Below are 11589 nucleotides of genomic sequence, written 5' to 3' on the forward strand. Positions count from 1 at the left end.
GACAAGGCACCCACCAGGGCGCGCGACGGCTACCCTGATCCTCTGATCCAGAGAGCTCAATAGCCGCCAGCCCCCGCCAGCGCCACGCCGCCTGCAGGCAGCCGGAACGAGGCCACCGCGGCCTTCAGCACGTCGGCCTGCTCCGCCAGCGCCTGCGCTGCCGAGGCTGCCTCCTCCACCAGGGCGGCATTCTGCTGGGTCACCTCGTCCATCTGGTTGACGGCCAAGCCGATCTGCTCGATACCCGTGCTCTGCTCGTTGGAGGCCGCGCTGATCTCCGCCATGATGTCGGTGACGCGACGCACCGCTTGCACCACCTCGGTCATGGTAGAGCCGGCCTCGTCCACCTGGTGGGTGCCGTTTTCCACTTGACTCACCGTGGTGCTGATCAGTTGCACGATCTCTTTAGCGGCCGATGCCGAGCGCTGGGCCAGCGCTCGGACCTCGCCCGCCACCACCGCGAAGCCGCGGCCCTGCTCGCCCGCGCGCGCCGCTTCCACGGCGGCATTTAGCGCCAGGATGTTGGTCTGGAAGGCAATGCCTTCGATCACGCCGGTGATGTCGCCAATCTTGCTGGAGGCGAGCCGGATGTCACCCATGGTGTCCACCACGCGCCGCACGGCCTGCCCGCCGCGTGCGGCGATATCGGAGGCCTGCGCGGCCAGTGCATTGGCTTGCCGCGCGTTGTCGGCGTTCTGCTTCACGATGGCGGTCATCTGCTCCATGCTCGATGCGGTCTGCTCCAGGGCGCTGGCCTGTTCCTCGGTCCGCTGCGACAGGTCGAGGTTACCTGCGGCGACCTGTTGCGTGGCACTGGCAATCGCGTCGCTGCCGCCGCGCATGGTGCGGATGGTGTCGATCAGGCCACGCTGCATTTCCTGCACGCCGCGCGCTAGCGCGCCCATCTCGTCCTGGCTGGTTACGGCGATGGTCTCGGTCAGGTTTCCGCGCGAGATCTCGCCGAAGCTGCCCAGCATGCGTGCCAGCGGCGCGGAGATGGCGCGCTGCAGGCCGATCGCGCAGCCGAGTGCCGCGGCAATGCCGATGCCAATGGCACCCGGTGCCAGCCACACAAAGCGCTGCGAACGCGCGGCGGCATTGTCGTACATGGCCTGGGCTTGTTCGCTCTGGTTGCGCTCCAGCGCATCCACTGCGCCTGACAACGCCACGAACAGCGGCGGGATAGTGGTCATCACTGCCTTGTCGACGGCGGCGGGATCGCGCGCACGGAGTGCGGCAACCAGCGGGTCGATGCCTTGGCGGAAGAACGTCTCGCGGTGGGTGGCGACCGTCGCCGACAGGTGCTTCTCCTCCTCGGACTTGGGCAGTGCCTGGTAGGCCTCCCACGCTGCCTCGGACTTGGCGCGATAGCCGAGCGCCTTGTCTACGATGCCGGACACATCGGCGGCATCAAGGTGGAACGCCGCACGGTCCAGCGTAGTCCGCACAATAGCCGCATTCAGCTGCGACCTGGCCACGAAGACGGTGGATGCCATCTGGTTGGAGTAGATTCCCTTGATGTCCGCACTGGAGGCCTGCATGCCGACGATGCCGATCAGGCCGATGACGATCAGCAGCGCGGCCAGCAGCATCAAGGCTGCGTTGAGCCGGATGCGGATAGAGAGCTTGTGGAACATGACGAAGCATCCGAGTTTGGGTGCTGAGGTTAACGGCGACGCCAGCTATCGACTGAAGCACTGATTGTGGAATGTGCCCGGCATCGTCCCTGCCACCGGCCAGCGAGGGGCGCCGGCGCCGCGCAGTCGCCACAAAGTGCCGAATGACAGACTCCGCCTGCTGGTCAGCAGCGTCCGGCCAATCCGCCAGCCATCACGCAGTTCCTACGTAGTGTCTTCTCGAACGGTCTCATCTAAAATCCGTCCGCCCTCTTCTTGTTGCAACAGAATCCGTAAAATGTGTGTTGGCGTGTCCGCCGCAAAGTTGCGATCCCCGCACGACGAGCACCCAGAGCTTGACGGCAGCAACTGAGTAAATCGTCTTATGAATCGTAGAGACGCGCTGCGCACCTGTGCGTATGCCGGACTGATGGGCATGACGAAATCCGCTTTTGCATCAAAGCGGTCGCCTCGCGTCGTGTTCCTTAACCCTGGAGAAGCCGCCGAACGCGGCACCGGGCAGCACTGGCAACTGGTCTCCAGATTCATGGCCATGGCAGCGAAGACCTTCGATATGCAACTGGAGGTTCTGTACGCGGAGCGTGACCATCTGCTCATGCAGCGCCAGGCCGAGGAAGTTGCGCGACGTACCGACGCGCCAGACTACGTGGTCATCGTCAACGAAAAGCTGGCCGCACAGGAGATGCTCAGGACGCTGGCAAGCTCGCCCGCGAAGGTGGTGCTCATGCACAACGACCTCACGCCCGTGCAGCGCCGCCAGGTCGGCAATGAACGGCAATCCATCCCGAATTGGATCGGTACGGTGACCGCGGACGCAAAGCACGGCGGCTACCGGCTGATGCAATATCTGTATCAACGACTGGGCCAAGCCGGGGCTCGGGTGATCGGCATCACAGGAGACCCCAAGACCCCTGTCTCGCTGGAGCGTGCCGCTGGGGTCGAGGCGTTCCTGTCCCACGCCCGCAATACGCGTATCTGTCAACTGGTCTTCAGCGACTGGAGCTATGCCGACAGCGAGAAAAAGGCACGCGTCCTGCTTGCCCGGTATCCGGACGCCAATGTGATCTGGGCCGCGAACGACTCAATGGCGCTCGGGGCGTTGAATGCAGTCAGGGCGCGCAACGCGCGCGTTCTGGTGGGCGGAATGGGCGCGTTAAGCGAGGCGCTGGCCAGTGTGGCCGACGGTGGCCTGGCGGCCATGGTGGCCGGCGACTATTTCATCGGTGCCTGGGCGATGGTCCTGCTCCACGACTACCATTGGGGCAAGGACTTTGCCGAGTCTGGCGGTGCCCGGCAGAAACTCGACTATCTGAGCGTTGTACACCGTGAGAACGCCGCTCGATACGCCGACGTCGTTTTCAGGCGCGGGGGGACGCTCGACTTCAGTCTGTACTCACAATTCGTGCGTCCGCATCCAGGTCCATACGACTTCAGTCTGGAACATCTCCTGAACACCAGGGCGAACGCCTCATGATGCATTTGTCTCCACGGTTCAGCCTGCACTCGCTCAGTCTGCACACCAAGCTGATGCTCGCGATCGTCATGCTTGTCGCGATGGTGGCCGGCAGCTCCGCGTATGTTCTGGTCCGACACGAGCAGGAACGTCGGCTCGTCGAACTGGAGGACCGCGCCACGCGGATCGCCGACCTGCTCAGCCGATCACTCGCCCTGCCATTGTGGAACATCGATCGTGACGCGATCGACAGCCAGCTCGCCGCGCTCGCGCCGAATCCCGAAGTCGCCCGGTTCACGGTAACGGCAGTGGGCTACGGGACGGTGTCCACCGTGATGGGCGCGCGCCATACGACCCCAGACGACAGCGTGGTGCGCGTCAGGGCGATTGAATACGAACCGCCTGGCAACGCGCCGACGGAGAGAATCGGTGAGATCACGGTCGTCCTCACGAAAGCCGTAGTCGAAGAGGCGATCGGCGTACGCCGTCGGGCCATTCTCGCCATGATGACGGCCGTCGTCGCCCTGCTCTACGTCGCGACCTTTCTCCTGCTAAAGCGGATGGTGCGCAGCCCGATCAATCGTCTCGAGGAAATGGTCGACAGGATCGCGGGCGGTGACCTTGATGCACGCTGCGCCGTGGAATCCGGTGATGAACTGGGGCGGCTCGCCATGCGCGTCAATGTCATGGCAGATCGCCTTCGTGAATCGACACTGCGCTTGCGCGACAGTGAAAGAAAGTACCGTAGCATCTTTGAGAACGCGCTCGAGGGTATTTTCCTGCTCGATCAGTGCGGACGGCTGGACGAGGCCAATCCGGCGATGGCAAAACTGCTCGGATATGGCTCCGCGATCGACCTGATCACGACGGCGGCAAGCGACGCCGACAAACGGCCATTTTCGCCGACGCAGACTGCGACCCTGTTCGATTTCCTGCGCCTGATGGGCGAAGTTCCTGGGCTCGAACTGCAGTTAAGCCGCCGTGATGGCACGCCAATCTGGGTTCAGTTGAATGCACGTGGCGTAGCTGGCGGCGACGGTAGCCTGCGGTGTCTTGAAGGCCTGCTGACCGATGTGACCGTCCGCAAGCATGCCGTGGAAGACCTGCAGCGCCAGCGAGATCATCTTGAACTGGAAGTGAACGAGCGTAAACGGACCGAACTCGAATTGCTGGCATCGCGCGAGCGGTTACAGCAGCTATCCGCGCATCTGGAAGCGATTCGAGAGGAAGAAAGGAAGCACATCGCGATGGAGATTCACGACGAACTTGGTCAGCTGCTGACTGCGCTGAAGATGGACTTTTCGTTACTGAAGATGCAACTCTCGGGGGGGTCGGCTGCTATGCGCAAGGCCGACGAGATGCGCGACCTGGTCGAGAAAACCATCCAGATCGTGCGTAACGTGGCCAGTCACCTTCGTCCGGCAGCGCTGAACTTCGGCCTCGTATCCGCGTTGGAATGGCTCGCCGCGGATTTCAGTCGCCACGCCCAGATACCCTGCCACTTCCATGCCAAGGGGCCGGAGCCGAGCCTGGCGGACCCGCGCGCGACAGCGATGTTTCGTATCGCGCAGGAGTCTCTGACCAATATCACCCGTCATGCCAACGCATCGCGTGTGGATGTCACATTAGCCAACACCGAAGCGGGTATCGAGTTGATCGTCCGCGATAACGGACAAGGGTTCGACATCGTTGCCGCACGGGCCGGCCACTCGTACGGGCTCCAGGGTATGGCGGAACGCGCACGGTTGATCGGCGCACAATTGCATATCGAGAGTGAGCCGGGCTGTGGTTCTGTCGTGCGTCTTGTTGTTCAGGATGAGGATTAGGGCTTGAAGAACGCCGTAGGGGTCATCAACCGGTCCCATACAGGGACCACGTTCAACAGGTCAAAATCCAGGCGGGATTCTTCATTGGTCGTTCGGATGGATACCGTGTCCGTGTTCAAGGTATCTGCAGCCGATTCCTCCACATCACGCATTGGCGGCACCAGGTATCATGCACGAGCCTGAATACAAAGAATTCCTGACCGGTTTTTCAGGATATCCCGATAGCGGAAAGCAGGCGACGAACTCAGAATGCTGAATCCACAGAACAAGAACAAGTCTTGCTCGATTGGGCCGGCCGTGATTGACGGCGGGGAGCCGCGCGCCGAAGAGCGGGCCTCCGGTAACCGCCCCGGCCCATTCGTCCATCCAGAGGATTATCGGGGCCTGCCAGCTCGCGGGGTAGCACGGCAGGCCTCACTCTCTTTTCCCTCGCTCGTGATAGCGTAGGCGTGCACTGCTTTAGCACAGCATGCCCTGCCGCCCGCCTCACCCTTACGCCACGGCGGCCAACATGGAGGTCGGCGCCGCGGCCGATGGCGGATAGACATGCCATGCGCCGTCACTGTGCCGAAAGAAGATCAGGGACATCATGCCGTTGTCCCGCAACGACGCGACACAGACAAAGGGTGTCCGATCGACGACAGTACGGCCGAAGCGGGTGACCCGCACCGGGTAGATCGCTGTCGGCGCGAACCATTTCTCGACCTGCCGGTGCAAGGATCTCTCGCAGTTCCGCATCCTCCCCCCCTCCCTCTTATGAATCACCCTATCTGCCAGCAGTGGCCGGTGGGTGGCCGTCGTCCGGCGAAAAATCAGCTTCCTGGGCTCATCGTAGGCTTGTGCCGTCGCCTTTTCACTCAGTACCGACCGCAAAGGAGACTAGGAAAGCGGCGAATTTTATGTAGGGATATCCTGACAACAACAGCGATCGTGGCCGCACCGATGCCTGGCCCGCAGGGGGCGCGACGTCTCCGAAGCCACCCGCTCATCCCTGGACCAACCCCTGCTTGATGGCGTAGCGAACCAGTTCCGCGTTGTTGTCGAGCCCCAGTTTCTGCATCAACCGCATCTTGTGCGTGCTGATGGTCTTGGCGCTGAGGGAGAACGCTTCGGCGATTTCGTTCACGCTCTGCCCAGCCGCCAGGCGCTGCAGCACCTGGAACTCGCGGTCCGACAGCAATTCGTGTGGGGGGGCATCGTCGATACTGGGCTTGAACACCACAGCGTCCACCAGGCTGGGATCGATAAACTTGCCGCCCCGCGCGAGCTTGCGGATCGCAGCCAGGAGAATCTCCGGGTCACTATCCTTGGTGACGTAGCCAGTCGCGCCCGCCCGCAACGCACGTGAGACAACCTGGCCCTCGTTATGCATGCTGAGGACCAGGATCGGCAAGGCCGGCCATTCCGAGCGCACCCGCCGGATCAGGTCGATGCCACTGATGCCGGGCATGTTCATGTCCAGCAGCAGCAGATCGACGGCGGTGCCGCGCAGCCCCTCCAGCATTGCCGAACCATCGGCGGCCTCGGCAACCATCACGATGTCGCTTGTTGTTGCCACGATCTGCTTCAAGCCGCTGCGCATGATTGCATGGTCGTCGGCAATCAGGATATTGATCATATCTTTGGTCTCTAGCCGCCTTGTCTTTCCAGTGGAATGTGAAAATATGGCTGACCACTCACATCCCCTCCCTCCACAATCATCCCCTCCCTCCACAATCGCTCCATCCGGCCCTGACCGGAAGGTGGCTATGGCGGTGCCATGGACACGAATCGAGCATAGCATCGTCCGCTGGCCCGGCAAGCCCATCAGGCTGTCATCATCATGCATCGCGGCGTATCCCTACCTGATACTCAGCAAATCCTTACCGCCGCCTGCATCGACTGCTCTACTCGCGCGATGAACAGGTTCCTCCCTACCCCGCGGGCCCAGCGTCGGGCACGTGGCCCCGCTCCAGCCGCTGGCCTAAAGTTACCCGCTCGGCTGCCGTAGTTTGCACTGTGGTGCCAGGGACCGGCCGATGCCGTGGCCTCGTGCACCGGGATCTAGCTGTACGCAGACTGACTCAACCAGGCATCTTCACTCTCATCGGTATGACCGCATCCTCGCTCCGCACCCGCATCGTCCTGATCACGTCAGCCACTGTTGTCTGCGCCCTCGCACTCTCGGGTGCTGCCACCTATGGCATCGTCCGCGCCAATATGACGGCCACAATGGAGAGCGACCTTAGCGCCGTCGCCAGTGGTAACACGCTGGCGATCGAACAATGGGTCACCGCCAAGGCTTTGGCCGTCAAGACTGCAGCGGAGGTCGTGGAGAAAGGCGACCCCACCGGCTTGGTCAAGTTCATGGGCACCGCCAGCGGCTTTCCTGTGACCACCATCGGGTGGACCGACAAGTCCTACTACTCCAGCAGCACCACCACGCCGAAGGATTACGATCCCACCACGCGCCCCTGGTACAAGGGCGCGCTGGCCGCGGGCAAGCTGACCGTGACCAAGCCGTATGGAGATGTCTCGACCCGCGTGCCGTACGTCTCCTTTGCGGCACCACTAATCCGTGACGGTGCGACAATCGGCGCCGTCAGCGGCGCAGTGCCACTGGAAGGCGTGCGAGAAGTCGTGAAGGCGATACATCCGACGGCTTCGAGCCTGGCCTTCGTCGTGGCCAGCGACGGCCAGGTAATCGCCCACCCCGATGCGAATCAGATGCTCAAGCCGGTCAGCGAAGTGACAGCCGCACTGACACCTGCGATGCTCGAGAAGCTGGTTCGGGCTAGCGCGCCGCTAGAAGTGGAAATCCAGGGCCTGCCGAAGCTGCTAAAGGCCCAGGCTGTCGCTGGCACCGACTGGTATCTGGTGATCGCGCTCGATAAGGCTGAGGCCACCGTAGGCCTGCGCGGCGTCGTAAGCGCCATGGGCATAGCCTTGGTCCTGCTTACCCTGGCTGCGCTCGGCATTGCCACCTTCTTCACCGCGAAGGCCTTTCGCAGGCTCTCCAGGGTACGTGACGCGATGGACACCATCGGGACTGGCGGGGGCGACTTGACCCGCCGGCTGGACGTAGTGGGCAATGATGAGGTGGCACAGATATCCGCGTCGTTCAACGCCTTCGTGGAGAAGATCGGCGCCGTGTTGATCGACGTGCGTGCCAGCGTGCAGGGCATGACCTCGGCCACTGGCGAGATCGAGGCAGGCAATCGCGACCTATCGCACCGCACAGAGGCCTCGGCCAGCAATTTGCAGGAGACCTCGGCGGCCTTGACCCAACTGGCATCGAGTGTGAAGCAGACTGCGGAAGCGGCCGAGCAGGCAACACAGCTGGCAACCGATGCCAGCGCCACCGCAGCGCGCGACGGCGAAGTTGTCTCTGGCGCCGTGCGCATCATGGACGAGATCGCCCGATCGTCGGGGCGCATCACGGAAATCATCGGCGTGATCGACAGCATCGCCTTCCAGACCAATATCCTCGCGCTTAACGCGGCAGTCGAGGCGGCGCGCGCCGGGGAACAAGGCCGCGGCTTTGCCGTGGTGGCTGGCGAGGTGCGGACCCTGGCCCAGCGCAGTGCCACTGCCGCCCAGGAAATCAAGGGGCTCATCGAAAGCTCCGTAGCCAGCGTAAGCAGCGGCACCGAGCGGGTCCAGGCAGCAGGCTCGACCATGACCGAGATCGTCAAGGACATCGAGCACGTCCGGCGCATCATTACTGAGATACATGGTGCGGTGAGCGAGCAGAACACAGGCATTGGACAGCTCGACCAGAGCGTGTCAGAAATGGATCAAGCCACGCAACAGAACGCTGCGCTGGTTGAGGAGTCTGCGGCAGCCTCTTCGATGCTGAGTGATCAGGCGCAGGAGCTCGCGCGAACAGTGGCACGATTTCAATTGCGCGAGGCATAACACGATTCTCTGACTGCTGCTCCCCGGACAACGGCACAGACATGAACGTGCTGATGCGCCACGCGGACATCGGCATGTACATCGCCAAGCGGTCGAATGCCGGCTAAGCGCTTTACGACGAACGGCACGGGCACAACAGCGCGGCTGGAGCTCCGGTTGCGCGGTTGGCAGGACCTGGGTGCCCTGCCCGCAACCACGCCGGTGGATTCCCACGAGCCGATCCTGCCGGCCATCGCATCGCGCTAACGAGCCATCAAGCCTATGCTTTCCGGCACCTGCTCTTCGATCCGGGATGTGCGTGCCATGCGCAAGGCCCGGAGTGCCGGGCCATTGCCGCCGCGATTGAGAAATACGGTATCTGTTTCGCGCGCATCGACAATGGCGCTCTTCCAGTCGTCATGCACGGGCGACTGAGAATAAATTCTGCTGCCACTGATATGAAATTTTATCCCCTCATTAGTGGGGTAATAATATAAATAATTTATTGAAATGACAAGATGAAAAAATAAATTAACTCTGATTTTAAAAAAATAAATAGCCGGCTTAATTTATTTTGGCATAAAGTGACTGATCAGTTGCCAGGCTCTCGCCGACCACAGCTAACCATGCAGGGCCATGCCTTGCTTAAAGACTTTGGCCGTGTCCTCCGCAGTGCAGATCTGGCACGTCGTGCCGCAGGATATGGGCGTAGCGCGTCGGTCGGACACCCCCACGGGCGCGAGCGCGCGTTCAGACTCTGGCGCCTCGGGACGTTCCTCGACGCCCGGTTACGCCGCGTTTTTCAGATCACCCGGCTCCACCGATGTGCTGTCATGGGATAGCACGGGGCGTGGGTCGCAATAGGGAGTTGCAATGAATCAGCTGTCCCCCGAGCAAATCCTGGAGGCACAGAAGGCAAGTGTTGATGCCTTGGCTGGGCTGACGAGCAAAGCTTTCGAAGGTTTCGAGAAACTGCTCGCACTGAATCTCCAGACCATGAAAGCGGCGCTGTCCGAGACTAATGAGACCGCGCGCAAAGCCCTGTCGGTCAAGAACCCACAGGAATGGGTGGCGTTGCAGATCCAGTTGCTCAAGCCGGCGACAGACAAGGCGCTCGCGTATCGCCTGCAATTTTTTGAAATTGCCTCGGCAACGCGGGCCGAGTTCGACAAGGCAGCTGAAGCGCACTATGACGCAAACAAGCGCGGGGTGCAGCGTCTCCTTGACAGCGCGGCGGGCTCCGGGCCAGCGGTCGCCGCCTGGCAATCGGTAATCGATGCAACCCACACGCTATACGAGACCCTGCAGTCGACGGCAAAGCAGGCGGCACAAGTTGCGGAAAGCAATTTCAGTACTGCCGCTGGAGCGGCCTCCAGGTCTGTGAAGCTACGGGCTGCTTGAGCAAGCCGGCAATAATCCGCCATGGCGGCCACGGCCGCCGCGGGCCCTTAGGATCACGGTGCCGCAGCAAGCCAGAGCGCCCTGCGGCAGGCCAGGGGTAGGCCACCCGCCTCCGGCCGAGTCATCGACCGCGTTATCACGCAATTTATGGAGGATTCAAATCATGACGACGAGAGTTGCCCTGGTAACGGGGGGTATGGGAGGGCTGGGAGAGGCCATCAGCACTAAGCTGCAGGAAACAGATTGCGAGGTGATTGTCACTCACACCCCGAGCAACACAGGTGTGGCCAGCTGGCTGGCGCGGATGCGGGAAGGCGGACACCGATTCCATGCCTATCCTGTCGACGTGGCCGATTACGATTCATGCCAGCAGTGTGTCGCAAGGATTCGGGCGGAACTTGGCCCTGTCGACATTCTGATCAACAACGCCGGAATCACCCGGGATATGAGCTTCAGAAAGATGGCGAAGGTCGACTGGGACGCGGTCATGCGGACCAATCTCGATTCGGTGTTTAATATGACCAAGCCGGTGTGCGAGGAGATGGTTAAGCGCGGCTGGGGGCGCATCGTCAATATTTCGTCCATCATTGGCTCAAAAGGCGGCTTTGGTCAAACCAACTATGCCGCGGCCAAGGCGGGCATGCATGGCTTCACAAAGTCGCTGGCGCTCGAGGTGGCCAGGAGCGGCGTGACAGTCAACACCGTGTCTCCGGGCTTCATTGCAACCAAGATGGTGACGGCGGTGCCGCAGGAGATCCTGGAGACCAAGATCATTCCGCAAATCCCGGTTGGCCGCCTGGGAGAACCAGAGGAAGTGGCGGCCCTGATCGTGTACCTATGCTCGCGCGAAGCGGCCTTCCTGACCGGAGCCAATATTGCGATCAACGGTGGTCAGCATCTGCAGTGACAGCGGCAGACGGCAAACTGATGCACGCGGTGCGAGGTAATGCGTTCAGGATCTGCCATGCCGATGCCGGAATTCGCCCGGGACGTACGCGGTTTCGGCCTTCGATGAATCTACATCCAAGAGCGGATCCGGAGGATCGCGCCGGCGAGCCCGAGCACAGGCAATGCCGCGGCGGGAGTGGCGGCGAAAGCTACTATCAGCCAGGCGCTTGCCCATCTTGGACGCGACATGGCGGCCGCGACTGTCCAACGGTCGCTGCCGATCGGGCAAGGACGGGTCGTCGCGACTCGATCTGGCATGCCGCACAAGAAACAGGGTTTTCATGACAGATCACGACGCCGTTCGCGCTCTCCAATATTTGGATGGCCAGGCGTGCGTTGAGAGCGACCGCGGGTCTTAAGGGTCTTAAGGGCACCCCTTTCAAGGTGACGAAAATTAGGGCACCCTCCGTGTCCTCGAACCGAAAATGGAGTCAGTGGCGTGGTACTG

Annotated in this window: 9 protein-coding genes; 5 read left to right on the forward strand and 4 right to left on the reverse strand. The window is 61.8% G+C overall.

All coding sequences use genetic code 11. The features are described from left to right. Window positions 1-56 precede the first annotated feature (56 nt). Window positions 57-1637, reverse strand: a complete 1581-nt coding sequence (locus ACGLHR_RS38865) for a methyl-accepting chemotaxis protein (RefSeq protein WP_400100808.1) — start codon at window positions 1635-1637, stop codon at window positions 57-59. A gap of 364 nt (window positions 1638-2001) precedes the next feature. On the opposite strand from ACGLHR_RS38865, the gene ACGLHR_RS38870 reads away from it, so the two are divergent. Beyond that, the gene (locus ACGLHR_RS38870) at window positions 2002-3111 is read left to right on the forward strand and encodes an ABC transporter substrate-binding protein (RefSeq protein ID WP_400100810.1); all 1110 of its coding nucleotides are present in this window, start codon (window positions 2002-2004) and stop codon (window positions 3109-3111) included. After that, on the forward strand, window positions 3108-4916 hold the full coding sequence (locus ACGLHR_RS38875) for a histidine kinase (RefSeq protein ID WP_400100812.1): 1809 nt from the start codon (window positions 3108-3110) through the stop codon (window positions 4914-4916). The genes ACGLHR_RS38870 and ACGLHR_RS38875 overlap by 4 nt, the downstream gene beginning before the upstream one ends. Window positions 4917-5408: 492 nt before the next feature. On the opposite strand, the gene ACGLHR_RS38880 is transcribed toward ACGLHR_RS38875, so the two are convergent. Both ACGLHR_RS38880 and ACGLHR_RS38885 read right to left on the reverse strand, forming a co-directional pair. Continuing rightward, on the reverse strand, window positions 5409-5633 hold the full coding sequence (locus tag ACGLHR_RS38880; protein ID WP_400100814.1) for a hypothetical protein: 225 nt from the start codon (window positions 5631-5633) through the stop codon (window positions 5409-5411). Between the two features lie 268 nt (window positions 5634-5901). Further along, window positions 5902-6534: a response regulator transcription factor gene (locus ACGLHR_RS38885; RefSeq protein WP_318233737.1), complete on the reverse strand. Its 633-nt coding sequence runs from the start codon at window positions 6532-6534 to the stop codon at window positions 5902-5904. Between the two features lie 473 nt (window positions 6535-7007). Between ACGLHR_RS38885 and ACGLHR_RS38890 the strand changes: the two genes are divergently transcribed. After that, complete coding sequence (locus ACGLHR_RS38890; protein ID WP_400100816.1) at window positions 7008-8813, forward strand: methyl-accepting chemotaxis protein; 1806 nt, start codon at window positions 7008-7010, stop codon at window positions 8811-8813. Between the two features lie 242 nt (window positions 8814-9055). Here ACGLHR_RS38890 and ACGLHR_RS38895 read toward each other — a convergent pair whose 3' ends face one another. Beyond that, window positions 9056-9217 carry a hypothetical protein gene (locus ACGLHR_RS38895; protein WP_400100818.1) on the reverse strand — a complete coding sequence of 54 codons (162 nt, stop codon included), beginning with the start codon at window positions 9215-9217 and terminating at the stop codon, window positions 9056-9058. Between the two features lie 448 nt (window positions 9218-9665). Here ACGLHR_RS38895 and phaP point away from each other — a divergent pair, with 448 nt between their 5' ends. Both phaP and phbB read left to right on the forward strand, forming a co-directional pair. Continuing rightward, window positions 9666-10193 (forward strand): TIGR01841 family phasin, encoded by a 528-nt coding sequence (gene phaP / locus ACGLHR_RS38900; RefSeq protein WP_400100819.1) that lies wholly within the window; start codon window positions 9666-9668, stop codon window positions 10191-10193. A gap of 163 nt (window positions 10194-10356) precedes the next feature. Next, window positions 10357-11100 carry an acetoacetyl-CoA reductase gene (gene phbB / locus ACGLHR_RS38905; RefSeq protein WP_400100821.1) on the forward strand — a complete coding sequence of 248 codons (744 nt, stop codon included), beginning with the start codon at window positions 10357-10359 and terminating at the stop codon, window positions 11098-11100. The last annotated feature ends 489 nt before the right edge of the window (window positions 11101-11589 follow it).

Source organism: Cupriavidus sp. CuC1 (genome assembly GCF_044627735.1).
In the GTDB taxonomy this organism is placed as follows: Bacteria; Pseudomonadota; Gammaproteobacteria; order Burkholderiales; family Burkholderiaceae; genus Cupriavidus; species Cupriavidus ulmosensis.